Origin of the sequence: Neptunicella sp. (genome assembly GCF_048268085.1) — a bacterium.
Taxonomy (GTDB): Bacteria; Pseudomonadota; Gammaproteobacteria; order Enterobacterales; family Alteromonadaceae; genus Neptunicella.
In genome coordinates this window covers 246,059-271,894 of sequence record NZ_JBLWWF010000001.1, presented here as the reverse complement: position 1 = coordinate 271,894, position 25,836 = coordinate 246,059, and the positions used below count along the sequence as shown (strand labels likewise).

At 44.4% G+C, this 25,836-nt stretch carries 21 protein-coding genes; 5 read left to right on the top strand and 16 right to left on the bottom strand.

Going from position 1 to position 25,836, the window contains the following annotated elements:
- Nucleotides 1–15 precede the first annotated feature (15 nt).
- Nucleotides 16–1,179 carry a DUF819 family protein gene (locus ACTD55_RS01145; protein ID WP_438862461.1) on the bottom strand — a complete coding sequence of 388 codons (1,164 nt, stop codon included), beginning with the start codon at nt 1,177–1,179 and terminating at the stop codon, nt 16–18.
- A 46-nt stretch (nt 1,180–1,225) separates the two neighbouring features.
- Nucleotides 1,226–2,533, bottom strand: coding sequence for a hypothetical protein (locus ACTD55_RS01140; protein WP_438862460.1), 1,308 nt, complete (start codon nt 2,531–2,533; stop codon nt 1,226–1,228).
- A 269-nt stretch (nt 2,534–2,802) separates the two neighbouring features.
- On the opposite strand from ACTD55_RS01140, the gene ACTD55_RS01135 reads away from it, so the two are divergent.
- Nucleotides 2,803–4,935 carry a M3 family metallopeptidase gene (locus ACTD55_RS01135; protein WP_438862459.1) on the top strand — a complete coding sequence of 711 codons (2,133 nt, stop codon included), beginning with the start codon at nt 2,803–2,805 and terminating at the stop codon, nt 4,933–4,935.
- Nucleotides 4,936–5,053: 118 nt separating this feature from the next.
- On the opposite strand, the gene ACTD55_RS01130 is transcribed toward ACTD55_RS01135, so the two are convergent.
- The 4 genes from ACTD55_RS01130 to ACTD55_RS01115 all read right to left on the bottom strand — a co-directional run bounded on the left by ACTD55_RS01130 (nt 5,054) and on the right by ACTD55_RS01115 (nt 7,303).
- Entirely contained in the window at nt 5,054–5,266 is a 213-nt protein-coding gene (locus tag ACTD55_RS01130) for a calmodulin (RefSeq protein ID WP_438862458.1), read from the bottom strand.
- A gap of 81 nt (nt 5,267–5,347) precedes the next feature.
- The gene (locus ACTD55_RS01125; RefSeq protein WP_438862457.1) at nt 5,348–5,560 is read right to left on the bottom strand and encodes a calmodulin; all 213 of its coding nucleotides are present in this window, start codon (nt 5,558–5,560) and stop codon (nt 5,348–5,350) included.
- 84 nt (nt 5,561–5,644) lie between these two features.
- The gene (locus ACTD55_RS01120) at nt 5,645–5,857 is read right to left on the bottom strand and encodes a calmodulin (protein ID WP_438862456.1); all 213 of its coding nucleotides are present in this window, start codon (nt 5,855–5,857) and stop codon (nt 5,645–5,647) included.
- A 393-nt stretch (nt 5,858–6,250) separates the two neighbouring features.
- Nucleotides 6,251–7,303: a metallophosphoesterase gene (locus ACTD55_RS01115; RefSeq protein WP_438862455.1), complete on the bottom strand. Its 1,053-nt coding sequence runs from the start codon at nt 7,301–7,303 to the stop codon at nt 6,251–6,253.
- A 244-nt stretch (nt 7,304–7,547) separates the two neighbouring features.
- Between ACTD55_RS01115 and ACTD55_RS01110 the strand changes: the two genes are divergently transcribed.
- Nucleotides 7,548–9,719, top strand: a complete 2,172-nt coding sequence (locus ACTD55_RS01110) for a multiheme c-type cytochrome (protein ID WP_438862454.1) — start codon at nt 7,548–7,550, stop codon at nt 9,717–9,719.
- Nucleotides 9,720–9,804: 85 nt separating this feature from the next.
- Here ACTD55_RS01110 and putA read toward each other — a convergent pair whose 3' ends face one another.
- From putA to ACTD55_RS01095, 3 genes are all read right to left on the bottom strand, one after another.
- Nucleotides 9,805–13,605, bottom strand: a complete 3,801-nt coding sequence (gene putA, locus ACTD55_RS01105; protein ID WP_438862521.1) for a bifunctional proline dehydrogenase/L-glutamate gamma-semialdehyde dehydrogenase PutA — start codon at nt 13,603–13,605, stop codon at nt 9,805–9,807.
- A 286-nt stretch (nt 13,606–13,891) separates the two neighbouring features.
- A complete protein-coding gene (gene mlaC, locus ACTD55_RS01100; protein WP_438862453.1) occupies nt 13,892–14,536 on the bottom strand; it encodes a phospholipid-binding protein MlaC in 645 nt (214 codons plus the stop codon).
- Between the two features lie 188 nt (nt 14,537–14,724).
- On the bottom strand, nt 14,725–15,204 hold the full coding sequence (locus tag ACTD55_RS01095; protein WP_438862452.1) for an ester cyclase: 480 nt from the start codon (nt 15,202–15,204) through the stop codon (nt 14,725–14,727).
- 377 nt (nt 15,205–15,581) lie between these two features.
- Between ACTD55_RS01095 and ACTD55_RS01090 the strand changes: the two genes are divergently transcribed.
- The 3 genes from ACTD55_RS01090 (at nt 15,582) to ACTD55_RS01080 (ending at nt 18,083) form a co-directional block, all read left to right on the top strand.
- A complete protein-coding gene (locus ACTD55_RS01090) occupies nt 15,582–16,496 on the top strand; it encodes an AraC family transcriptional regulator N-terminal domain-containing protein (RefSeq protein ID WP_438862451.1) in 915 nt (304 codons plus the stop codon).
- Between the two features lie 71 nt (nt 16,497–16,567).
- Complete coding sequence (locus tag ACTD55_RS01085) at nt 16,568–17,440, top strand: endonuclease/exonuclease/phosphatase family protein (protein ID WP_438862450.1); 873 nt, start codon at nt 16,568–16,570, stop codon at nt 17,438–17,440.
- A gap of 112 nt (nt 17,441–17,552) precedes the next feature.
- On the top strand, nt 17,553–18,083 hold the full coding sequence (locus ACTD55_RS01080; RefSeq protein ID WP_438862449.1) for a DUF3750 domain-containing protein: 531 nt from the start codon (nt 17,553–17,555) through the stop codon (nt 18,081–18,083).
- A gap of 46 nt (nt 18,084–18,129) precedes the next feature.
- On the opposite strand, the gene ACTD55_RS01075 is transcribed toward ACTD55_RS01080, so the two are convergent.
- The 7 genes from ACTD55_RS01075 to ACTD55_RS01045 all read right to left on the bottom strand — a co-directional run bounded on the left by ACTD55_RS01075 (nt 18,130) and on the right by ACTD55_RS01045 (nt 25,651).
- Nucleotides 18,130–18,462: a zinc ribbon domain-containing protein YjdM gene (locus tag ACTD55_RS01075; RefSeq protein ID WP_438862448.1), complete on the bottom strand. Its 333-nt coding sequence runs from the start codon at nt 18,460–18,462 to the stop codon at nt 18,130–18,132.
- A gap of 161 nt (nt 18,463–18,623) precedes the next feature.
- Complete coding sequence (locus ACTD55_RS01070) at nt 18,624–18,800, bottom strand: CopG family transcriptional regulator (protein ID WP_438862447.1); 177 nt, start codon at nt 18,798–18,800, stop codon at nt 18,624–18,626.
- Between the two features lie 115 nt (nt 18,801–18,915).
- Nucleotides 18,916–19,989: a branched-chain amino acid aminotransferase gene (locus ACTD55_RS01065; protein ID WP_438862446.1), complete on the bottom strand. Its 1,074-nt coding sequence runs from the start codon at nt 19,987–19,989 to the stop codon at nt 18,916–18,918.
- 119 nt (nt 19,990–20,108) lie between these two features.
- Nucleotides 20,109–21,251, bottom strand: a complete 1,143-nt coding sequence (locus ACTD55_RS01060; protein WP_438862445.1) for a DUF819 family protein — start codon at nt 21,249–21,251, stop codon at nt 20,109–20,111.
- Nucleotides 21,252–21,290: 39 nt separating this feature from the next.
- A complete protein-coding gene (locus ACTD55_RS01055; protein WP_438862444.1) occupies nt 21,291–22,400 on the bottom strand; it encodes a mandelate racemase/muconate lactonizing enzyme family protein in 1,110 nt (369 codons plus the stop codon).
- A gap of 126 nt (nt 22,401–22,526) precedes the next feature.
- Nucleotides 22,527–24,470, bottom strand: a complete 1,944-nt coding sequence (locus ACTD55_RS01050; protein WP_438862443.1) for a serine hydrolase domain-containing protein — start codon at nt 24,468–24,470, stop codon at nt 22,527–22,529.
- Nucleotides 24,470–25,651: a dipeptidase gene (locus ACTD55_RS01045; RefSeq protein WP_438862442.1), complete on the bottom strand. Its 1,182-nt coding sequence runs from the start codon at nt 25,649–25,651 to the stop codon at nt 24,470–24,472. Before ACTD55_RS01045 ends, ACTD55_RS01050 begins: the two co-directional genes overlap by 1 nt.
- Between the last annotated feature and the right edge of the window lie 185 nt (nt 25,652–25,836).

The window sequence follows — 25,836 nt, the reverse complement described above, 5'->3', positions numbered from 1 at the left end:
ACTATCCTAATTATCTCAGGCAAGAATCGACAATATCTTGCCGACAACTAATCCACCACCAGTACCAATAATGTAACCTAACATCGCCATCAACACGCCAACCGGAATCAACGCTCTGGAATAAGCTGCAGCTAAAATTGGCGCTGACGCCACACCACCAATATTAGCCAGTGAGGCCACACCACAGGTAAATAAATCAAACTTAAATAATTTGGCAAACAGCACCATCATCAGGCCATGCAGTAATAAAATCACAATCCCCATTAAAATGTAGGTTGGTGCCGCTGCCAGTTCAGCAAAGTCGGCCCGGGAGGCAATCAGGGCAATAATCAAATACAGCATAATATTCGACAGCTCAATCGCCCCAAATAACTTGCTAATCGGTGTCATCGCCGCCAGTACACCCAAAATAGTAACAATTAACACTGTCCAGGTAGTTTGGGTAAAAAAGGCACTGGTGGGTAATAGTTCAGCGCCGGCTTGAGTCAATACCGACACGACCAGGGAAATCGCTAACAAAAATAACAGTGACGTTGTTTGATCACCACTAACCGGTTTGCTGTCAGCTTCAGTCAAACTTTCTCCAACCGCATCCAACTGGCTGGTATCAGCGCCGGTCCACTGACTAAAACGTTGTGCATAGGGTACCAACGCCAACAACAACATGACCCACAATGCATAATCAATGGAGTCAATTAACAGGGTATAACCCATGCTGGCATCCGGTACATTGAGTGCCATTTGAATTGCCGCCATATTACCAGTGCCGCCCATCCAGCTACCGCTAAGAGCGGCTAGCGTCTTCCATGCTCCTTCTGCTAATGCCGATTGGAACAGAATAAAAGCTAATACAAAGGCGATACCAATACTGATCGCCGCAGCGAAGAAGGCCAGAATAATTTTGCCTCCTAATTTACGAATTTGACGTAAATCGCTGTTAAGTAACATTAGAAAAATCATCGCAGGAAGGATGTTTTGTTTTAACTGTGAATAAGCCTGATTAATCGCTTCGCTATGCTGCCAAAAACCGAATGTTGACATCAACATCACGACAAAATAAAGCATCACAATAGCAGGCAAGAATTCAAATAATTTCCACTGACTTTTCGCTTCAAGCAACTTCAAGCCACCAGCAACCGCTAATAACAAAGCAATAAAAGAATACGCGCTAGTGATCATGCAGCCAACCTTTTCCAATTAGTAAAATTAATCATTGATATAAACATCATTGCTGGGGAGACAGCAACTTTTGCATGGCACTATTGAGGATACTTTGTATCTTCATACCAGCATGACTTACTGCGCTATCATCTTCTCCCGGATAAGCGGCCTGTGCTGCAACCGTAAATTCTCTGCCGCCCTGAAAGCCAGGTAAACATACATGAGCTAACACCACATTTTCGCCCATACCTCGGGTTTCGCTAGGCCCCCAGCCAATTTTTTGCCAAACACGCCATTGCCCGTTAGTCGCGTTATCTAATACGGTTTTAGGATCGGCTACTGCTTTACCTGCAATTGCATCGGCCAAGGCATGTTGTAACATGCTGCTAATACCTTGCATCATACCGCCCACTTGATGATTTTTGTCAGTATGGCCTGTACCGTAAAACAATACTTCAACATCCTTGGCCGTTAAGCCTGGCTGGCGAGTCGCAGCATCTCGCTCGTAACTCGCTAAACGCTTTAACCATTCAGCCTGTGCCAAGGTCGTCATGGGCTTATTGCCCGTCAATCCGCATTCATCACAACGATAGGACTGGTAGCCAGGGTCATCACTATTATTGAATAATTCGGGCATATTGGCAGTGTTAGCCGACTCTAGACTTTGCCAAACAGGAACCGATGGTTTAAATAACTCCACCTCGTACGCACCACGAAAGCGGATCGCTGGATTGGCTAATTTCAGCCAATCATCATGCAATAAAGCGGTGGCGCGGTCTCGCCCGGCTACATTTAAAAAATAAGTGGCAATACCGTTAGAGTTACCATCAGCTTGACCAAATGGCGCATAGCTATTAATACTGGTAATCAGATCGGCCAGCGGGGTTTCCCCTGCTTTACTCATCGCCCCTACGCCTTGCTCCCGCGCTTTGCCCACTGCGGCAGTAAAAGCCATGATTTTTGAAGAGCTCCACGGTTCATACAGCTGATCTTGGCTATTATCATTCGCTAAATAGCGATAGCCTAAACCTTTTTCTGTCATGCCGAAATCGATTACCAGCACCTTGCCTTGTTGCTGATTTGGCGAAAAATATTGCCAGTCTGCACTGATACGTTGTTCCCATCCAGTCTGTTGATAGTCCACTTGGGCGGATGTCTTATATTGAGCTTGCCGGTCAATATTATTGATGTGGGTAACAGGGCAACTAATAAAAGCGTCGGATAGATCGGCAGGCATCAATGCTTCTGCATTCATTACCTGTTGATAAAACTGCTTAACAGATTGCTCGGCCTCTTTATCGGTCTGAGCCATCGCTTGAGAAAGGCAAAGGAAGCCAACTAACAATGCGCTAGATAATAATGGTTTATTCATATTGCCCCCAACATTCTAAATCCAATAAGGTATTACTCTGAAGAGCAAAATGCAATAATATCTTATTCCTTATTTTAACCCCAACTTAGGAATAAAAAATCATAATCACCGATTTGAAGGCTGCACACTGCGGTTTACGATAAAAGCCATGCTGAATAAGCTCAACAGGATTGTGCTGGCTACTTTATAACTGTTATGGTTTAGCAATAACAGCTTTTCGCTGTTGTAAGGTCCTTCAACGCAACCAGAATATTCCAGATGGAGAAATTATGCGTATTACCATACTTACCGCCGCAATCAGTGCGGCTTTGGCGATCTCTGCCTGTTCAGATAACAACTCAGCAAAAACCATGAGCAGTCCCGCAGCGAGCCAAACCAAAATGAGCGATAACGTTTTACTCAACAAAAGTCCGTTACAAGATCAAGCCCCGCAATTTGATAAAATTACCACCCGTAATTACGAGCCAGCCTTTGCTGCCGGCATCGAACAGCATCGAGCTGAAATTGACGCTATTGCCAATAATGACGAAGCACCTAGCTTTACGAATACACTGGTAGCAATGGAAAAAAGTGGCGAACTGCTCGATCGTGTATCCCGAGCATTTTTCAATTTAGCCGGGGTGATTTCCGATGCTGACTATCAACGTATCGAAGCTGACATGGCGCCCAAATTATCAGCGCATAATGACAATATCTATTTAAACGCCACATTGTTTGCTCGGATCGCGGCCATACATGACAAATTGGCTGATTTTAGTCCCGAAGATCAACGTCTGATCACCTATTACTATGATGAATTTGTCCGTGCCGGGGCCAAATTATCTGAAGCTGATAAAGCCAAGATGCGCGAGATTAACAGTCAGCTATCCACGCTTTCCACCGAATTTTCGCAGAATATTTTAAAGTCCTTTAAGGAAGACGTGATTCTGGTTAGCGACAAAAGCGAATTGGCAGGCTTGTCTGAAAGTGACATTGCTTCTCTGGCTTCTGCCGCTGAAGACGCCGGCAAGCAAGGCTATATGATCACCTTGGTCAACACCACCCGCCAGCCAATTTTGGGCAGTCTGGAAAATCGCGCACTGCGTGAAAAAATCTGGAAAACGTCGGCTAACCGCGCCATGGATACCAATGGACCGGTGCTGATTAAACTGGCTCAACTTCGTGCAGATAAGGCCAAGTTGCTAGGTTACGATAACTGGGCAAGTTATGTGACCGCTGACCAAATGGCTCAAACTCCCGAAGCGGTTTACGCAATTTTGGACGATTTAGCGCCTAAAGCTGTTGTTAAAGCCAAAGCGGAAGCGGCCGACATTCAGGCACAAATTGATGCCTCTGGTGGTGATTTCGAGCTACAACCTTGGGATTGGGCGTTTTATGCAGAAAAAGTCCGCCAAGCCAAATACGATTTAGATGAAGAGCAAATTAAACCTTACTTTGAGCTAAATACCGTCTTACATGATGGCTTATTCTTTGCGATGCAAAAGCTGTATGGCATCACCTTTAAGGAACGTGATGATCTGCCGGTTTATCATCCTGATGTTTCTGCTTACGAAGTGTTCGACCAAGACGGCAGCTCAATCGGCTTGTTCTATCTTGATCCTTACGCGCGCGAAGGTAAAGGTGGTGGAGCCTGGATGGATGAGTATGTCACTCAAAATAATCTGCTAGGCAATAAGCCGGTTGTTTATAACGTACTAAACATTCCAAAACCGGCTGAAGGGCAACCCACACTGATGACTTTTGATGAAGTGACCACCATGTTCCATGAATTTGGCCATGCCGCCCATGGATTATTTTCCAAAGTCAAATACCCCAGCCTAGCGGGCACCTCAACCGCCCGTGATTTTGTCGAGTTTCCGTCACAATTTAATGAAGACTGGGATATTGAGCCTGCCGTAATCGCTAATTACGCCAAACATTATCAAACCGGGGAGCCTATTCCAGCCGAATTGCTGGATAAAGTGCTTAAATCACACCAGTTTAACCAGGGATTTGATACCACTGAATATTTAGCTGCCGCGTTACTGGATATGGAATGGCATTCAATCCCCGCCGGTACCCAAATAGATGATGTAGCAGCGTTTGAAAAGCAGGCGCTGGCCAAGCATGGTATTGATTATGCGCCAGTGCCACCACGTTACAAGTCCGCTTATTTTAGCCATGCCTTTTCGGGCGGTTACTCAGCGGGCTATTACGCTTATTTATGGACCGAAGTATTTGCCGCCGATGCCTTTGCTTACATGCAGGAAAACGGTGGACTCACCCGTGAAAATGGTGATGCGTTCAGAAAAGCGGTGTTATCGATGGGTAATTCACAAGATTTGATGACCGATTATGTCAATTTCCGAGGTCAAAAGCCGACTGTTGATGCGTTATTAAAACGCCGCGGACTCGTCGATTAAACCCTCTTTCATTATGCAATAATAAAAGCCCATTCAATAACGTGAATGGGCTTTTTGTTATCTGATTTAAAGCCGGAATAAAAAACGGAAATCCCTTTCCGAACCAAACAAACTATTCTTAAGCGTTGTTATATTCCGCTTCAGAAAGCTGACCGTCTTGATTGGTATCCAACTCTTCAAATTTTTGCGCCAGAGTGGCATCGGCAGACGCTTCTTGCATGCTCAAGGCACCGTTTTGGTCTACATCCAGTTCTGCAAAAGAAGTCGCAGCAAACGCAGCAGAAGTGGTTACAAGGGTTAACATGGCTAAGGTAGTGTTAATACGTTTCATAATGTATTTCCTTCTTCAGTAAAAAATAAAGCGTTGGCTGGCGCAGCATGATTGATACGCCAGCGTTATCCAAAGTAACTATTAAGCGTTGTTATATTCCGCTTCAGATAGTTGACCATCCTGGTTGGTATCCAATTCACTGAATTTTTCAGCAAGTGTGCTATCAGCAGCAGCTTCCTGCATACTCAAGAAACCGTTTTGATCCACATCCAGATCCGCAAATGGGGTAACCGCAAACGCAGCAGAAGTGGTAACAAGGGTTAACATGGCTAAGGTAGTATTAATGCGTTTCATAATGTATTTCCTTCTTCAGTTACAAATTAATAAATTGGCGTAACTTGATGCGCTCGCTACGCCAACTTGACTTAAGATTAGCGATTAAGCGTTGTTATATTCCGCTTCAGAAAGCTGACCGTCTTGATTGGTATCCAACTCACTGAATTTTTCAGCTAATGTGCTATCAGCCGCAGCTTCCTGCATGCTCAATACACCATTTTGATCCACATCCAACTCTGCAAAAGGAGTCACCGCAAAAGCAGCAGAAGTGGTCATTAGCGTTAACATGGCTAAACTATTTGTAATACGTTTCATAATCTTGTTTCCTTTTTCAGTTAAAAAATCATTTCGATTGGCGTAACTAGTAGTGATACGTCACGAACGTTTTTCTACTTCGTTCGAAAGAACCTATATCAATTTGAATGCCAACTTTTATAAATTATTATTTTTCAAAGACTTACATGGATATTGCAGTGAATATGCAAAATGACCTGAATGGGCAATGTTACTTTTAAGCAACAAATGCACTGGAATAGAAAATAAATCCTTATATAACAAAAGGTTAAGTTGATACATTTTGGTAACAAATGACTGGAATAGCTTATTTGGCGGGATTTACAGGGCCATTAGGTAAATAGCCCATAAAGAAGAAATCTTGGATTTTTCGCTAACCATGACCAAGACGTTTATGTGAAAAAACAACCTAAATTACAACGGGCGTCGGCTGCCATCAAGTAAGCCGCGATAAAAATGACCTTGTTCAATTAATAATATTTCGCCGCTTTTCCCCCGTTTAATGCCACTGTCGACAGCGATAACCGCGTTATTATACAACCCCAAAATCTGATCTTGAGTGGTGTGACCAACAATAATATGGTTTACATCGTAGGTACTTTTAAGCAGCGTAATATCACTCTCGCTGGCCTGCGGTGAGCGGAAATAACCTCGATACCAAATCGGCCCATCAGATTTATGCAGATAATGGGCAAAACCCTCACGCGGCTGATCCGGCTGTTTAAGCAAGTGTTCGGTAAAGACCTGATTAATCTCAGCCAAGCTACGCTGTTGTCTGGCCAGTTCAGGATTTAGACCACCATGGGTAAAAAGTAAGTCTCCAATTTTGACCAGCACATTTCGAGTCTGCAACCATTGGCCCAGCACCGTATTGGATGCATAAAGCGTCGAAATTGATCGGTTTAGTGTTTGTTCTACCAAATGATATTTTTCATTTAAATAGCGCAAATCACCGTTTAGGGTCATGACTTCATGATTGCCGAGCAGAAAGTGCAGTTGCCCACCGGCCGTCCTGGCTTGCTGCTCAAGCTGGTAAAGCAGCCAAAGGCTTTCAGTTACTCGTGGGCCGCGATCAAACACATCACCTACCAATACCAGATGCCCTTGTCCAAAGCTCCAGTCATTGTTTTCATCAATAATATGATGAGCATGCAACAGTCGCGTCATGATCCCGAACTGGCCGTGAATATCACTGAAAACGGCTAATTTATTTACTGGCGGATAACTAATAGCGGGACGCTGTGCCGGATTGGGTTGCAAATGAGCACTCAACCCGCATTTTTCGACAGTGCGGGATTCGGTCAAGGGCGGAAAGCTGTAGCTTTTAGCTAATCCGTCACACACCCATAATGCTTGCCATTGTTCGGTCAACTTTAATACATAAGGTCCATCTCTGACTTCTGATTGATCAATGTCAGAACAAGCTAGAAGCAACAATGACAGGATCAACAAAATATGAATTCTCATTAAGTTTCCTCAAATAACAATTAATAAAATAATTGTTAACGTGACTTTTTTACCTCTCGTACACTATTTCCTAACCATTATTTACACTTACGGTTTTGATGTAGATACACGATGGATAAATATACCGCATCTCCTTAAAGCATATGTTGACATATCTAACAAGCTTCAATAAGTTTCCGCGCTACGCTCACTATTCAGCTGACTGGCTTCTGGAACCTATGTCGCGATTACCTTGGGGAACGTCTTGTCATTACGCATAATAATCACATTGTTGATATTATTTTCATTAGTTAATTTTAGTGTTCAATCTGAAGAATACTCTACGCAAGCCTGTACTAATTGCCACCAAAATGAGCACCAGCAATGGCTCAAATCCGATCATGCCAAAGCCATGGCAGTGGCGGATGAATCAACCGTGCTAGGGGATTTTAACGACGTCCGCACTGAACACTATGCAGAAAAAGCCCGATTTTATCGACAAGGCAAGCAGTTTTGGGTGGAGATCGGACAAACGGACCACCCCACAAAATATCAGATAAAGTACACTTTTGGTCATTTCCCATTACAACAGTATTTAGTCGAAATAGAGCCGGGCAAGTTACAAGTATTACCCTTTAGCTGGGATGCCCGCAGCAAACAGGACGGCGGTCAGCGTTGGTATCACAATTATGAGGCAGAAAACATCACTACTGCCGATCGGCTGCACTGGCTGCAACCTTTACAAAATTGGAATGGTATGTGTGCCGATTGCCACTCGGATGGAATACAACGTCATTACAATCCTGAGCAAAATAGTTTCAATAGCCACTGGAAAAATATCAATGTCGGATGTTTATCCTGCCATGGTGAGATGCAAGGTCATCCAGATCAGCCACGCTCGAATAAATCCACGACCAACAATGGCAAGTCCGACGCAGCGGCTTATATCGGTAACTGGTTACGTCAAGCCGACCAAAAAATTGCCAGCTGGCATGGCCCCAAGCGGGATAATAGTTTTATGGATTCCTGTTTTGCCTGTCACTCATTACGTTCACCGCTGACCGATGGCTTTAGCGCTGATAATGCATTTCTCGATCAATTCTCCCCACAACTGCTGCTGGCACCGATGTACCACGCAGATGGCCAGATTAAAGAAGAAGTCTACGTCTATGGTTCGTTCCTGCAGAGTAAAATGTATGCGGCCGGTGTCAATTGCCTGGATTGCCATGACAAACACAGTATGAAGATAAAAATTCAGGGTAATGGGTTGTGTCTGCAATGCCATTCGGCAGAAGCTTATGATGTAGAGTCGCATCATCATCATCCACAGCAAAGTGAAGGCGCTCAATGCATCAACTGTCATATGCCAACCAACCGTTATATGGGAGTCGATGACAGACGCGACCACAGTCTGAAAATTCCTCATCCACAGCTTGCTGAACAATTTGGCACTCCCGATGCGTGTACCTCCTGTCATCAGGATAAAAACAGTCAATGGGCAACAGGTCAATTAACTAAATGGTTTGGCCAACCACCGACCATTTCAGCTAATTTGCACAACTTGTACAAATTGCAATTGGGTCAGAGGATTACACCGAGCGAGCATATGGCATTGATCAGGGACAACAGTATCCCGGTTATTTCTCGAGCAACAGCTATTAGCTTATTAGGCATGACCCAATCACAGCTGGATAGCCATTTTCTGCAAGCCTTACTTAACAGTGATGAGGCACTGTTTCGCCTTAGTGCCGCCCAAGCAGCTACTACTTTAACGCCGATACAGAAAACAGCTCTGCTGGTACCTCTCTTACGCGATAAGTATAAGGCTGTTAGAGTCGCCGTGGCACGAAGTATGGTGGGAGTTCCATTATCCGGACAAGATAAAACTGACTTTGATAATGCCTTTGATGAATTGATGCAGTCTGTAGAAGTTAACTCATGGCGTGGTGAAGGGCATGCGAATCAGGCAGCAATTAATATTCAATTAAATAACCTCGACCACGCAGCCAGTGAATTGCAAAAAAGCATTAAGATTGATCCCTATTTCGACGGTGCCTATTTTGCCTTGGCCGAAGTATATCGATTGCAGCAACGTGAAGATTTGCTGGATAAACTGTATCAAACTGCGTTGCAGCGGCTACCTGATTCGGCCCAATTACATTACTCCAAAGCGCTATTTTTAGTGCGTAAGCAACAATATCAACCGGCATTAAAGGCATTTAAGAGCGCTTATAAACTACAACCTGATAACAGCCAATATCTGTATGCCTATTTATTATCCATGGATGGTATTGGCCAATCCAAGCAAGCCCTTAATACCTTAAAGATGGTTTATTCACGTTTTCAAGGCGATCAACAACTACTCGAATTAGGACTGTATCTGGCTCAAAAAAATCAGGACAGAAACAGCTATGACTGGTTTATGCAGCAACGTTAACAGCGCGTTTGCATTGCCTCGCATCGCCCCAACAAAAAAGGAGAGCCGCGCTCTCCTTATTAATTGGTCAACCAGGTATTAAGTGTTACTCATCATCTTCCACTAACGTCATTAATGAGGTGTTACCACCCGATGCGGTAGTATCAATACTGATGGTTTTTTCGGTTAACAAACGCTGGATCAGGTTATCGTTATATTCAGCGGTGATCACTGGCAATATCGCCCCTTCCCGTTCAGCCAACTTGTGCGCAATGTAGGCGCTTCGATCACTGTGACTATCGATGACCACACCGGCCAGTTTATCTTCGCTCAATAGGGCTTCCAAATGACCTAATTTAGCAACTTGGAATACGCCCTCCGGAGATCCGGTAGCGACGAACTGCTTACGGAATTCCATCGCCTCTTCATAGAAAAGATCGGATACCACCGAAATAACCACATTACCGGTCGCCAGTGCCGTAACAATGGATAATGTCCAGTATTCAAAGGTGACATTTTTATCCGCAAAACAGACCAATATTCCACGCGGTTCCAAATATAAAACGTTAGATTCGCCTGTTGGTCCTGGCAACTCTTTCGGCTTTCTTAACAGCTTTTCAATACTGATAAGCTGCGAACGTGCTGTCGATAAGGTGCTATTTAAGTCATCTGCCAGTTCTTCAACAATATCCACTTTAGATATTTTCGCCAGCAATTGGCGCACAGCGGAAATACGAGTATTCAAAACGGTTAAACGCCAGTCATTCTCGGCTGCGCGAGCCTGTTGCATAAATTCGTGGGCTTGTTTACGACCTCGTTCATCACTATGCAGTGCGACATCTTGCTCTGGCTCATAATCATCAGATACCGCTTTGGGAGTCGCTTTCTCCAGCATCAGACGTGGCAAATAATTGGGTCCACCCGCTTTAGGGCCGGTACCAGAAAGGCCGCGACCACCAAAAGGTTGCACTCCGACGATAGCACCTATCATATTGCGGTTAATATAAACGTTACCCGCTCTGGATAGCTTACCCAGCTCCACAGCGCGTTCTTCAATCCGCGAATGAATCCCCATGGTAAGGCCATAACCGGTTGAGTTAATGTCCTCTATTACCTGTGCCAAACTTTTCGACTTAAATCGCACGATATGTACACAAGGGCCAAACACTTCTCGTTCCAACACATTAATATTATCGATTTGATACAAGCGTGGGGCGAAGAAAGTCGAACCTTCAGGTGCATCCGCAACGGAACATTCATATAACAACTTGGCTTTATCTTGCATATTTTGCACGTGGTTATTGAGTGCTTTTAAGGCTTTTTGATCGATGACCGGACCCACATCAGTCGACAGTAACGCCGGATCACCTACATGCAATTCCTTGAGCGCACCAATCAGCATGTCGGTAACATCATCAGCAATATCTTCTTGTAAAAACAAAATACGCAACGCTGAGCAACGTTGACCGGCACTTTGGAAGCCAGAAGAAATCACATCATCCACCACTTGCTCGGGTAATGCTGTCGAATCGACGATCATGCAATTTTGTCCGCCGGTTTCAGCAATCAAGGGCACTTGCTCTCCACCACGACTAGCTAAAATTTGCGAAATCAACGTACCAGTCTGGGTTGAGCCGGTAAACATCACCGCTTTTACCCGTTCATCAGGAATAATGGTTTCACCCACTTTGGCCCCGGGACTAATGAGCATCTGAACCACATCTTCCGGCATACCGACGGACTCCATCAATTCAATCGCCCTTAAGGCAATCAAACTGGTTTGTTCGGCGGGTTTGGCCACCACGGTATTCCCCGTGACTAATGCTGCGGCCACTTGACCAATAAAAATGGCTAGCGGGAAGTTCCACGGACTGATACATAACACGACCCCACGCGGAGATAATCGGTCATCAGCTGCCACTTCTTCTGCTCGTGCCGCATAGTAGCGACAGAAATCCACCGCTTCACGCACTTCATCAATACCATCCTGGGTCACTTTACCGGCTTCTTTAATACACAAACCAATCAGTTCATCCATATGTCGTTCGAGTATATCGCTGGTACGACGTAACAAATTGGCGCGATCTTGTACCGGTGTTTGTGACCAGGAAGCAAAAGCATTGTGTGCTTTATCTAATTTGGCCAGCATTTGCTCACTATCATCATAGCGATGATAACCAATGATTTCGCTAGGATTGGCTGGATTGCGAACCGCGGTGGCACCTTCAGGAACACTATCTTCACTAAGCAGGTGTTCGTTAAACCAACGATCAAGCGAGTGCTTTAAAGGACCGATTGCATTGATATCGGTCAGATCCAAGCCTTTAGAGTTAAAACGTTCGTCGCCATATAGATCCACCGGTTTACGTATTTGGTCGTTATATTTGCGAGTTAACCGCTGGGTTTTTTCCACCGGATCTTCCAGTAACGATTCTACGGGTCGGGTTTCATCCACGATGGCATTAACAAACGAAGAGTTGGCGCCATTTTCTAGCAAACGACGCACGAGATAAGCTAACAGGTCTTCATGATCGCCAACTGGAGCATACACACGACACTGAATATTATCGACCGTTACAATTTGATCATACAGCGTATCACCCATACCGTGTAAACACTGGAATTCAAAGCCTTCTTTATCATCACCGGCCAATTCCAGAATGACCGATGCAGTATAAGCATTATGGGTAGCAAACTGTGGATAGATGGTATCGCGATAATCCAGTAACCGGTTGGCACAGGCATGATAAGACACATCAGTAGAATACTTGCGGGTAAACACGGGAAAATGATCTAAGCCATCTTTTTGGGCATTTTTAATTTCGGTATCCCAATAGGCCCCTTTCACCAAACGCACCATCATGGTACGACCCACTTGCTGAGTTAACTGGCGTAACCAGTCAATCACAAATAATGCGCGTTTTTGATAGGCTTGAACCGCCAATCCAAAACCACTCCAGCCATCTAAATCTTTATCGCTGAATACCATTTCAATTATATCCAACGAAATATCCAGGCGTTCTGACTCTTCAGCATCAACCGTTAGGCCAATATCGTACTTTTTAGCCAGTAAACATAAGGCTTTTAATTTAGCCGGGATCTCCGCTAACACCCGTTCACGATGAGTAAATTCATAACGAGGATGGATAGCAGAAAGTTTTACCGAAATACCAGGACTTTTACGTGGCCCTTTGCCGGCGGCGGCTTTGCCTATGACTTCTATGGCATTAGCGTAAGCGTCATAATAACGTTGGGCGTCTTTACTGGTACGCGCGCCTTCACCTAGCATATCGTAGGAATAGACATAGCCATTACGTTCTTTTTCTTCTGCTCTGGCAACTGCATCCTTAATATTTTCGCCCATAACAAATTGACGGCCCATGATCTTCATGGCGATATTCATCGCCTTACGGATCACCGGTTCACCTACGCGGCCAATAAGTTGCTTAAGAATCCCAAAATGTTCTTTCTGGCGTTTATCTGCATATTTGACCATGCTTCCTGTCATCAACAGTCCCCAGGAAGAGGCATTTACAAACAAAGAATCACTGTTGCCCAAATGAGGAGTCCATTTGCCTTTGGATAATTTATCGCGGATCAACTCATCCTGAGTTGCTTTATCTGGCACACGCAATAACGCTTCTGCCAGACACATCAGTACCACGCCTTCTGCGGTAGATAAGGAATATTCATTTAGTAATGCGTCAATCCCACCGTGCCCTTCTTGCTCACGACGAATACGCAACACCATCGTGCGGGCTCGCTCCCAAGCGCGACTTCGGGCCCGCATGTTAACTTCTGCATCAGGTAGTATTTGATCAACGGCAAGATTTTCTTCAATACGATAAAAATCTCTAATTTTCTGACGAATAGGACATTCGGTAGTTAAATTACCGTTAAACAGCATAAGCAGCCTCAGTATGTGATGTAAGGGTGAATGAAAATAGTAATAGCGTTTATGATTAATTTGACCAGCAGAAGTTTCATTGCTCACTTCCACACTGTTGTGGGTAATTCTAACGTGTTTAAGGCAGGCTTCCAATCAAAGCCGGATAACTGGCTAAATACAGTATTGCCTTTAAAAATTTACAGGCTCGTTTGGAGGGATTTCAGCCGAATGGCCAAAGACTCAGCGCCCCGCTTAATCGATCATAACGAGCTAAAGCACTAAGTCTGTATATCTGAATAATCGATTACTTGGTGGCAGTAATCTCAATCTTTTGCTTGCTTTTATCTTTAATTAAATCGATCACCGTTTGCAAACCTTGCTGACGCAGAATAGATTCAAACTCACTTTGCTTGCTGGATACCAGACTAATACCTTCGACTACCATATCATAAGCCCGCCATTCACCGGTTTCGTTATTTTTGCGAACAATAAAAGTGAGCTTTATATCCGGCTTACCGCTATCTTTAACCAGCGCTTTAACCGATACCTGCTTTTCATTGGTAAAGTCTTTTTCCGGCTCAAATTCAACCGTTTGATCGTTATAGTAAGTCAACGCATTGGCATAGGTAGAGACAATATAAGGTTCAAAGTCATTAATATATTCGTAGACCATTTCTTTAGGATAATTGCGATAATACTTACCCAACACTTTTAGTGCTGCATACTTTGAATCTACATAAGGCATTAATTCTTGAGAGACAATATCACGCAAGACATCCGGATTTTTTTCGATATTCGCTTTTTCACGCTTAATACGGCTAAAGGTTTTACTGGCAACTTGATCAACCATTTTGTACGGGTTATGGATATCAATCTCATTAGCTTGAGTAAATTGAGAAAAAGAAGAGACAACAACGATGGCGAGACTCATTGCCAATGTTTTGAACATGTGATTTCCTTGGTATTAACAATAATAAAACATACATACATCAGTGAATGTTTATTATATACATTCATGCCTGTTTGTAAAGTGAGATACGCATTCGAACTATTTATTTATAAGACTTTTAGCTAATAAATGGCGTGCAAATTTGTATAAAGATATGTACACCGTTATTCAGTGTTAACTTGAGTTCACTAGTAAGCATGCAATGGCTGTCTAAACCAGTCGACCGAATCCGGCTGCAAAGCCACTAGTGCTTGCCCTTGAGATCGCTCTTGCTTAATTTTACCGTCAACAAGATAAAAACGAATATTACCCCCGGTAAATCTTATCGACATACCGCTGTTGGCATAGGGTACGCCAACTAAAGGATCATCAAAGGCAGAACCTGTATGGGTGGCCATTCCATCCCACCGGCCAATAATATAGTCCCCTTCAGCAATCAATTCCCCCACTTGCCAAAACTGCAAATTGGGATAGGCCCGACGAAAAGCAAGCATAAATTGCTGAATAGATTGGTGACCACACAGGGTTTCCCGGCCAGGGTAAATTAGCTCGGCATCACTGGCAAGATAACGCTCGATCACGGATAAGTCGGCTGGATTTCCCCAGAAACCGCGAAACCAGCTTTCGACAACGAGCTTGTTATGCTCATACTTGTTAATTACGGACATGCTCGCCCCTATCGATTTATCGGTTGGAATAATGACCCTGTCACAGCATTGAGGTGTTGGCTGGGGAGTAAAACCAATTCTAATAGTTATTCATTGCCAACTGAAAATTGAACCTACTCAATAACAGTATCGATACTATAGTAGTAGTCTGTTCAACTAAACATGCCTATTCCTGTTTATATACTGCCTAATTATGCATAATGTTTACTTTGTCATTATTACTGGATTAATTTACAGCAACAAAGTGATAATCTCTTGCTAATGTTGAAGTCTAGATCTGATTTTTTTACATGTTAAAAGAAAATAACTAATACATTTGTCCAAAAATTTTGCCTATTTCTACAAAAGAAAAGTTTAAAATCCCTTCAGGAGACGTTATGGAACACGTTATTGCCCCTCTGATGACACAGGCTCGAACAGAGTTAGTCGCGGTATTGAACCGCATTATAGGAAAACAGGAAGGCTCAATTGATACCGCAATAGAGGGTTTATTTTTACATAAAGTCTGTAGTTCAACTGGCCCCAAGTCATCCATTCAACAGCCCGCCTTATCGGTCATCGTGCAAGGTTCAAAGCAGTTGTGGATTGGCAACGAGACCTTCAGTTACGACCCGTTTCACTACCTGTTATCCACTGCCAATTTGCCGGTCACAGCCAAAGTTACCCTGGCCAGTGAGTCGGAGCCGTCAATGGGATTCCGTTTATTACTGGATAGTAAAGAATTAAGCTTGTTACTGGCCGATGAACACTTGCCCCCGATGGAAAAGACACAAGATGTTAAAGGCATTCAAATCCATCGTCTGGAATACGAATTACTCGATCCATTGGTGCGATTGTTGAAATTATTAGAGCAGCCTGAGGATATTGCTATTTTAGCGCCGCTGATAAAACGGGAAATATTCTACCGCCTGATCAGAGCCGGACAAGGCAAGCAGTTACAACAAATGATTATGCAAGATGGGCATGTCAATCGGATTGCCCGGGTATTACATTTATTACATGATAATTATCATCAACCACTAAAAGTTGATGAACTGGCAAAGCAGGCACATATGAGTGTCTCAGCCCTGCATCACCATTTTAAGTCATTTACCGCAATCAGCCCGCTTCAATACCATAAAAACTTGCGGCTTCAAGAAGCCAGACGCCTGATACTCAGCACCGATCAGGGCGTTGCCGCAGTCGCACGCGCGGTGGGCTATGAAAGTCCTTCCCAGTTCAGTCGGGAATATCGTCGTCTGTTTGATGTGCCACCAGCACAGGAAAAACATAAGTGGGCGAAACAGGCATAGGAACAACTTGTCACGTCATTGATAATTAATCACTATATAGGCTATCCAAACATGCCTATAAGGAATTAACCATGCATTCATTACTGGTTTTACTCAGCGCTATGATACTGTTTAGTTTAAATATACAAGCGGCTCCCACTACCGGTAATGATGAAGAACTAACCGAAGCTGCATCATCGATCAGAGTAGAAAGCTTTAATCTGCGTTACGATAATCCGGATGATGGCATTAATGCCTGGCCTAAGCGCCAGCAAACTGTGCTTTCGCACCTCAAGCAAACTCAACCTGATGTGGTTGGCATGCAGGAAGTACTCGCCCATCAACTGGATTGGCTGGATAACCATTTAGCCGATTACGCCTTTATCGGTGTCGGTCGTGATGACGGCAAACGCGCCGGCGAATTTGTTCCCTTGTTATACAATACTCGCACGCTGACAAAGCTGGATAGCGGATACTTCTGGTTATCGGAAACACCTGATGTAGCAGGCTCTGTTGGCTGGTTGGCTAAACTGCCCCGAGTGGTAACCTGGGCCAAGTTCAACCACAACAACAATATCTTTTTTGTATTCAACGCCCATTTCAGCCATGTCAGCGATCTGGCCCGTCAAAAAAGTGCAGAATTTCTGGTTAATTACATTCCCAAGATAGCCGGAGACACACCGGTTATTCTGATGGGAGATTTGAATACACTGGATTCAGAAGCCGCATACTCAACTGTTTTAGCTGATCCAACACTACAGTTTACCGATACAGGACTCGCAAATGGCGACTCTCCGGCCAGCACATTTAATGGTTTTGGCCACGACGATGGCAAACGCATTGACTATATTTTTATTAGTAAAGGACTCACCAGTAGTGACTATATTACCCACAAAATCCGTGAAGAAGACCGTTATATTTCCGATCACTATCCCATTTCGACGCGACTTTGGTTTAAACCTTAACATCACCGGATTTACGTCACCCTGTAACTACTCTCGGGTGATAGTAAACCGTCGACATCCACCGACAGTCCAATAACCATAAATGTCCTTCAATCAACGCTCAGGAGCAACGATGCCTAAACTCGCAATAATAGTGTTATTAATATCTCTGCTCAGTGGGTGTTCAAACAATAACTGGCGCACCGCCTCACGGGAACCGGCAGGTATTGCCCCGAATCCGGCCATACAAAAGCAAGCGGTAATAGAAGTTTATGCCGCAGATGCATTTAGTTGGCGAGGTTGGTTTGCGGTACATACCTGGATTGCAGTCAAGCAACAGGATGCTGCCGATTATACGGTTTACGAAGTGGTCGGCTGGCGAGTTAAAAGCGGACTGCCTGCGTTGCGTCAATATCAAACTACAACACCCGATCGTTATTGGTATGGTGCCAAACCAGAAAAGGTTTTATCCATTCAGGGAGATCAAGCCGCAAGGCTCATTCCCCAAATGATCAGTGCTATCGATCGCTATCCCTGGGCAGATCAATACACTTTATTTCCGGGTCCAAACAGCAATACCTTTCCAGCCTGGGTAGGTCTACAGGTACCAGAACTGGGTCTGGTAATGCCGTTTAACGCCATTGGCAGTGGCTACGCCGATTAGCTGGATACAGGACCATTGCTACCGCCCCCTAACTGCTCTATGAGTGTTAGGCTTTTTTGACAAATTCGGATTTGAGCATCATGTCACCGGCGCCATCAACCTTACAGTCGATATCATGATCACCTTCAACCCGGCGTTTAATTGTTGCTTTAGTGCCAATTTTAAGCACCATCGAAGAACCTTTAACCTTCAGATCCTTGATTAACGTTACCTTGTCGCCATCTTGTAGCAAAGTGCCATTAGCATCTTTTACGACCATTCCATCTTCTTCAACGACTTCATTCGGATTCCATTCATGGGCGCATTCCGGACAGATCAACAGATCCTGATCTTGATACACAAAAGCAGAGTCGCATTTTGGGCAAGCTGGCAAATTCATCGTAACCTCTCAGATAACAGCATAAAACTCATTGTAACTAAATTATAATGTAATGATAATAAATTATTTGCTGTGCATTAGTTTATACAGTCAACATAACAGGCAGTTATCGCCTGTTTATTCAATTGGATCAGACTGGACTGTGGTGATTAATGGTTAGGTCAATCCGGGTTATCATCATGTTGCATAAAATCAACATCATGTTGTTCCAGATAGCCTCGGATTAACTGGCGGACAACCTGAGAGGGAGTTAAATCCTGCGAAGCACACAATTGTTCAAAGGCTTTCTTTTTGCGCGGATCAAGCAAAACAGTAAAGCGGGCCGTTTTATTTTCCATCATAGCTCCAACGAATAACATTATAATTTGATTATAATGTTAACTGGCATTATAGAAACCGTAAAACTAAAAAAACCACCGATTAAGGTGGTTTTTTGTGAATTTAATATTCGGGCTATTTAACCGGGATTTCCACAATCCAGTCAAAAGGATCTGCTACTGTACCGTATTGAATACCGGTTAACTGATCATATAAATGTTTGGCTACTGCACCAGACTGATTATTGTTGACGATATAGTCTTTGCCCATAAAACATAGTTTACCCACCGGTGAAATCACCGCAGCAGTGCCACAACCAAAGCATTCGGTAATTTTACCACTATCAATATCCGCCATCACCTGATTCACATCCAGTCGCTGTTCACTGACTTCATAACCCAAGGTCGGCGCCAATTTTAATATTGAATCACGAGTAATGCCAGGCAAGATACTGCCACTTAATGACGGTGTGACAATTTTTTTATTGTCATACACAAAACAGATGTTCATTGCGCCCACTTCTTCGATAAAGCGACCTTCAACAGCATCTAACCATAGCACTTGTGAATAGCCTAGTTTGGCCACCTCTTCCGAGGCATACAAACTTGCTGCATAGTTACCACCGGTTTTGGCTTCACCCACTCCACCAACCACGGCACGACGGTACTTGTCCGCAATAAAGACAGGAATCGGATTAAAACCACCCTGAAAATAAGCGCCGGCCGGACCAGTAATGATGAAATGAGTATAGTTAGCACTAGCCCCCAAGCCCAATTTGGAGCTGGTCGCAATCATGGTAGGACGAATATATAACGACGAACCAACTTGATCCGGAACCCAGGCATGATCCAATTCAATCAATGATTTTAATGCCTCAAAATGGAACTGTTCATCCACTTGTGGCATCACCATCCGTTTGGCACTGCGATTAAAACGTTTAAAGTTTTCACCGGGACGGAACAAATTAATATTGCCTTGCGCATTACGATACGCTTTAAGACCTTCAAAAATTTCCTGACTGTAATGCAATACCGCCGCTGACGGATCCAAGGTTAACGGGTGATAAGGGCTGACTTCGGCATTATGCCATCCCACTGTCGGAGCGTAATCCTGACTAAACATATGATCCGAAAACGTACCACCAAAACTGAATTCAGCTGGGCAAGCCCCTCGCTTGGCAACATCAAGTGGCTTTATAACAATAGACATCTATATTGCTCCTAACTTTGTATAAGAGAAGGGTGAAAACATCCCGCCTCTGAAAAATGATTTTATCGCCGAATATTATGGGAAAAATGCTGATTAGTAACCAGCAAAACTCAGATTATTTAAGATAAAACACCTGTAATGCTAATACCGATAAAAGTGGCAATAGCATAACCTAATACGCCCACCAGCATGCCTGATGTGATCAATGACCGCCACCCCTGTCCTGCAGCCAGTGCTGCAGCGGCAGCCGGTCCAAGTATACAAGCACTGGATGCAATCATTAGTTCTGCCAAATCCAGTTTAAACCACCAACCAAACAGTAACAGTAATACTATATGCACCACAATCAGTACAACCAGAAACAACACCATCATCAGGGCTGAGCCGAGCAAGTTACTCATATTAGCACTGGCACCGATAGTAGCGAAGAAGATGTACATAAAAATAGTGCCAATTTCAAAGTCGAAATTAATCTTACTTATCATTTTTTTGCCAAAATTAGCCGCGATTAATGACAAAATTGTAATCGAAATAATAAACATACCGGGAATAGGTATATATTCCGCCAAAAATCCCCCCAACACACAAATACTTAGGCTTAATGCCAGACCATTAACCACACCACTCATGGTCACGGAAGTGGTCTGTTGGGTTATGCTTTCATCCTGTGTGGTTTGCAGCGTTGTCGCATTGTCCATATGGGCAGAAGGCACAAATCGTCGGATCAGCGCAGAGGCAGGTAATGACATCAATAGAATCAGAAAGACTACTGCCCCCATTGCATCAGCAGCTAACGTCGATAAATACACTGATGAATCCGTCAATTGCACCGCTTCGGAGGTCGCAACAAAATTCGAACTACCGCCGATATAACTGGAAGTCAGCACCCCGACAATTTTACCTTCCAGTTCTCCCAGATCCACCAGCCAGGCTCCAATAAAGGCCCCGATCACAGTAAATACAGTGGCTAATCCAAAAGCAACCAACATCGTGCCACTTTCTTTAAACACCCGAACCAAATCCGCACGAAACAGCAGCAGAGGAATAGCCAGCGGCACCAACAGTGACTGAACAGCATCATATAATCCGGCGCTATTGGGGATCACACCGATATTTCCCAATATCAGTCCACCAACCAGAATAATTAGAGGCGCGGATATTTTGCTGCCCAACGAGGTTTTTTCGCAGCGATACCCAAACGCCACAATCAGCATAATTACCGCCAGTAACGCGATATTATTATCGGCACTAATAATTGACACAGCATTCTCCACGCATATTTGTTGCTTTCAAAACTCGTATCACAGCTCGATACTAATATGATTTTCGGTTGCGGTTTCATCAATTTCAGCACCATGTCCGGGTGCATCAGGTAAATGTATAACCCCTCCTGTCTTTTCATCATAAACAAGCCCACCTTTAACCGGATTCATTTTAAAATGATAGGCAGAATCCAAATCCAGAAAGGTAATATTCGGTCTGGCCATGGCCAAATGTGCGGCAGCAGACAAGCCTAAACGACTCTCACCAAAGCAGCCAATCATACATTTAATCTTGGCGGCTTCTGCAATAGTGTTGATTTTCATCCCCGTTTGAATACCACCGGCTTTACCCAGTTTAATATTCAGATAATCCACTGCATCCAATTTGATTAGCTTAAGGGCATCATGATGATTGAACACACTTTCATCGGCACAGATTGGTAAATCAACCTTGTCTCTTAAACGAGCCAAGCCGGCATGATCCCAGGCGGCAAGAGGTTGTTCTGAATACTGCAGGTTGAGTGACGCCATCGCCTTTAGGTTGGCTACCGCAGTGGGATAATCCCAGCCCTGATTACTGTCAATTTTTATCGCTACATTGGCACCGGCCAGTTCTCGTACGGCAGCGACATGGGCTACATCCTCCAACCCATCACGACCCACTTTGAGTTTGATAGCATCAAATCCCGCATCCAGTATGGCTTGCGCCTGTTGCACTGTTTGCTCTACGCTGTCCTGCATACCGATGGTTAAATCCGTACGCAACGCTCTGGCTTCTCCCCCCAAGAATTGATACAGCGGCAATCCTGCTGCCTTAGCGGCAATATCATACAGCGCCATATCAAACGCGGAGCGGATAGAAGGATCCCCCAGGGTAAAATGATTAATTTGCGCCATTCGCGCCGCTATTGCCAGTGGATTTTTACCGATAATCAGTTTGGCCAGTTGCTGGGCAGCAATATAATTGCTGTCCTGACTGTCTCCCGTAATAGGTGCGAAAGGACTGGCTTCCCCCCAGCCAACATAACCACTATCAGTACAAACTTTTACCACCACATTGCGCGCGGCATCGATCGCCCCCAGAGGCGTTCTAATGGGGTGATGAAGTGCCACATTCAGATGGCTAATTTCGATTTTGCTAATTTGCATAACATTTTGTTCCGCTAATATCAGATTCGATCAGATGAAACGCCCCCTAAAGCAGGCTTGTGGCTGCAGGGTCAAAAACAGCCACAATCCTGATCCCAGGGAGGTGGGATAGATTATCAATCCGGGTTAGTACTGAAACCCAAACAGGTTCCAGTAATAATAAAACCAGACCATGAACACTGCGCAGCCACTCACGACCGAATAACGCAGCCGAGCCCAGATTCCATTCAGCAAACTGCGCTGCCAGACCTGGGTGGTGCAATACAAATGGTATAGGGTGGCAATCAATGCCAATATTGGGAAGATAAGCGACACCTTCAGCGTGGTTGGGATCGCGTAAATCAGTTCGTCAATCCCGGCACTGAGTCCCAATGTAAAAATGATTAAAAACAACAAATTAAAACTAGCTACCGCAATAGAGGCACGGAAAGTATTCTTTTCCGGCAAGGCCATTTGCTTGTAAGTCCGCCATTGGTATGCCAATCGAATCCATACACTGATAAAGACAATAATCGATAAGCCCATCAACCAGCTGGTAAAGCCCATTGTTTGATAGAAAGGCGCTTTATAAAACTGCATCACACCAAAGCCATCGATTACATAACCACTAATCTGTCCATTAGCGTCTTCCTGAAAGGCAATGCGTCCATAATCGTTTACTTCACGAAACAGATTATGCTCCACTTCGACATAACGCTTATCCCCAATCATCAGGGTATTATCCGGCATGGGAGTAACCTGAGTGCCAGCAAAAAGTCCTAATAACGACTCAGCCTGAGTGAAATTATTACGCCAGTTATTGTAAGTTCCGGCGTATTTTTCGGCCCGCTCCGCGAAATCTGCCGGAGGGGTTATTACCGGTACATCACGTGGGAAAAACTCATCATAAAATGCTTTTACCAAATCACTATGTGGACCATGAGCGCCCGGTACCCCACTAAAGGACGAAAACAGCATAAAATGTTCTTTCAAGGACAGGCCAAAATGAGACACAAACACGTTAGTAGCACCATCATGACCGAAATTGTCAAAGCCATCGGGGCCGAAACGACGTTTCAGAAATCCCAGCCCGGTTCCCCGTACCCGCTCGTCATGGCTAAAACCCTGTTCCAACATTTGCTTCAAGGTTACCGCTTTGAGAATACGCTTGCCGTTGTATTCACCATTATTCAACAACGCTCTGGCAAATAACGACATATCATAGGCAGTAGTGGCCATGGCACCCGCTGGACCAAAGTTTGAAACTATTTCATAGTTCAGTTCAGTATATTGATCTGCCTCATAGCGATAGGCCTTAGCCATATTGGCATCCAGCTCAGGAGGCAATGGTTCCACAAAAGTCGAACTTGTCATGCCAAGCACATCAAAAATATGCTGTTGTACATAACTATTAAAATCCTGACCGGACACATTCGCGACAATTAAGCCTGCCAGCGCAGTGGCCCAATTTGAATAAGCAACATGCTCGCCCGGAGGGTTTACTCTCGCTGGCTGATGCTGCTGCAACGACTCTGCTAAAGGCACAATCTGGGTTGGATCATTTAGAATCAAATACCCCAGTGCCCCATCTTCAAATCCAGCGGTATGAGTCATAATATGGCGCAAAGTCACCGGACGACCGGGCCATGTATCGGCCACTTTAAAGGTCGATAAATAGGTATTAACGTCAACATCCAGATCCAGTTTGCCTTGTTCAACTTGCTGCATTACTGACACCCAGGTGAACAATTTGGAAATAGATCCGGGACGAAACAGGCTGGTTTGCGGATCAACCGGAATGCGCTTGTCTACATCGATATAACCATAGCCTTTGGCAAAGATGATATTGTCGTCTTTCATCACCATCACCACACCTGACGGGTTGTGATTGTTTTTCATACTCGGTTTAACCACACCATCCACAAAGGCTTCTACAATTGCGGGGTCGGTAACATCAGGAACATTGTTGGCGTGCACCGAATTGGTCATCCACAATAGCGTCATCGCCAACAGGCAGGACAGTCCTGCTCTTACTTTATTATTTGCTTTGCTGTTCATCTTGCTATCTCTATTTTTAGTATTATCAATCATCAGGCAGACCAGATTTCACCTAATACCCGTTTGAAATTTCCACCCAGAATCAAACGAATATCCTCATCTGAATAGCCTCTTTTGAGTAATCCGGCGGTTAAGTCAAAAATACGGCGGGGATGGTCATAACCATCAGTATCGATTTTGCCGCGAAATGCATAGCTGGCGTTATAGTTTGCTTTTAGCGCGTCGTAATAAGGCTGGGGAATATCATCGTAACCGTCCATATCCATATCCGAACCGACACCAACATGCTCCACGCCCACCAAACGGGCAACGTAATCAACATGATCAATAATATTGTTGATATTGGTCGGTTCCTTGTCGCTGACAAACTGTCGAACACCGGTAATCCCCATCACACTGCCGGATTTGCCCATTGCTTTGATGGACTCATCAGATTTACAACGGACGTGACCACCGGCCAGAGCCCTGACATTTGAGTGGGTAATCAAAACCGGTTTAGTGGCCACTTCAAAGGCATCCAGCGTGGTTTGATCGCCACAATGGGAGACGTCTACCGCCATACCGAGTTTGTTCATCCGTTCGATTATCTGCACCCCGAAAGAACTTAGTCCACCATCACTGCGGTCAGTAGACCCGGTGCCGATAAGATTCTGGCTGTTGTAAGTTAACTGGCTAACCCGTTGACCCAGATGATAAAACTGATCCACGTCATCGACCTGACGGAAGTGATCCGAATTCTGAATGCCGATAATCAATCCAACTTGTTGACCTTTTTTAAGCCCCTCCAAGTCGCTGATAGAATCAATACGTTTAATATGCCCTGCGTGTTCGGCGATCATCGAATTTAAACCGGCCACAAAGGGCATAGCCTCTTCGGCACCCAGTCCCACCGCCGGGTGAAAAACATCGATGCCGGAGGACAAAATGGTACGCATATATTGGTCGGAAATTGTATAAGCGTCCTGCTGTTTGGGCTTGTCGCTGTACATCGCCTCCATCATCTGCCCGATAGGTGTGAGCAGCGATAACATATCAAACACCTGTGTGCTGTTGACTAAATCAATGACTTTACTGCTGTAACGGGTTTCGGATGCGGCAAACACCTTGAATGAACCCAAATTAATCATCGGTAACGCCAACGCTGTCACAGCGGATTTGAGAAAAGAACGTCGACTAGTTTGCTGAGCTGAGGCGATCTGTTTTTTTATTTTCATTTTTTTACCTTCGTCATTCAGACAATAAGGATGTACCGCACTAACGATCCCATATTGAACATGTAATCTGGTTATACTTTAACCACAACACCCCAACACTGTACAGCCTTTTTTTAAATTAACGCTGTGTTAATTTATTTTTTATTCAGCCATGTTAATGAGGATAGGCTATCTATCGGATTCGG

Bases quoted from the DNA above. Each gene is read 5' to 3' on its own strand.
- ACTD55_RS01115 (WP_438862455.1), bottom strand. From the start codon at position 7,303: ATGAGAATTCATATTTTGTTGATCCTGTCATTGTTGCTTCTAGCTTGT.
- ACTD55_RS01070 (WP_438862447.1), bottom strand. From the start codon at position 18,800: ATGGAAAATAAAACGGCCCGCTTTACTGTTTTGCTTGATCCGCGCAAA.
- ACTD55_RS01140 (WP_438862460.1), bottom strand. From the start codon at position 2,533: ATGAATAAACCATTATTATCTAGCGCATTGTTAGTTGGCTTCCTTTGC.
- putA (WP_438862521.1), bottom strand. From the start codon at position 13,605: ATGCTGTTTAACGGTAATTTAACTACCGAATGTCCTATTCGTCAGAAA.
- ACTD55_RS01055 (WP_438862444.1), bottom strand. From the start codon at position 22,400: ATGCAAATTAGCAAAATCGAAATTAGCCATCTGAATGTGGCACTTCAT.
- ACTD55_RS01135 (WP_438862459.1), top strand. From the start codon at position 2,803: ATGCGTATTACCATACTTACCGCCGCAATCAGTGCGGCTTTGGCGATC.
- ACTD55_RS01080 (WP_438862449.1), top strand. From the start codon at position 17,553: ATGCCTAAACTCGCAATAATAGTGTTATTAATATCTCTGCTCAGTGGG.
- ACTD55_RS01085 (WP_438862450.1), top strand. From the start codon at position 16,568: ATGCATTCATTACTGGTTTTACTCAGCGCTATGATACTGTTTAGTTTA.
- ACTD55_RS01065 (WP_438862446.1), bottom strand. From the start codon at position 19,989: ATGTCTATTGTTATAAAGCCACTTGATGTTGCCAAGCGAGGGGCTTGC.
- ACTD55_RS01050 (WP_438862443.1), bottom strand. From the start codon at position 24,470: ATGATTGATAATACTAAAAATAGAGATAGCAAGATGAACAGCAAAGCA.
- ACTD55_RS01075 (WP_438862448.1), bottom strand. From the start codon at position 18,462: ATGAATTTGCCAGCTTGCCCAAAATGCGACTCTGCTTTTGTGTATCAA.
- ACTD55_RS01045 (WP_438862442.1), bottom strand. From the start codon at position 25,651: ATGAAAATAAAAAAACAGATCGCCTCAGCTCAGCAAACTAGTCGACGT.
- ACTD55_RS01130 (WP_438862458.1), bottom strand. From the start codon at position 5,266: ATGAAACGTATTAACACTACCTTAGCCATGTTAACCCTTGTAACCACT.
- mlaC (WP_438862453.1), bottom strand. From the start codon at position 14,536: ATGTTCAAAACATTGGCAATGAGTCTCGCCATCGTTGTTGTCTCTTCT.
- ACTD55_RS01145 (WP_438862461.1), bottom strand. From the start codon at position 1,179: ATGATCACTAGCGCGTATTCTTTTATTGCTTTGTTATTAGCGGTTGCT.
- ACTD55_RS01125 (WP_438862457.1), bottom strand. From the start codon at position 5,560: ATGAAACGCATTAATACTACCTTAGCCATGTTAACCCTTGTTACCACT.
- ACTD55_RS01120 (WP_438862456.1), bottom strand. From the start codon at position 5,857: ATGAAACGTATTACAAATAGTTTAGCCATGTTAACGCTAATGACCACT.
- ACTD55_RS01090 (WP_438862451.1), top strand. From the start codon at position 15,582: ATGGAACACGTTATTGCCCCTCTGATGACACAGGCTCGAACAGAGTTA.
- ACTD55_RS01095 (WP_438862452.1), bottom strand. From the start codon at position 15,204: ATGTCCGTAATTAACAAGTATGAGCATAACAAGCTCGTTGTCGAAAGC.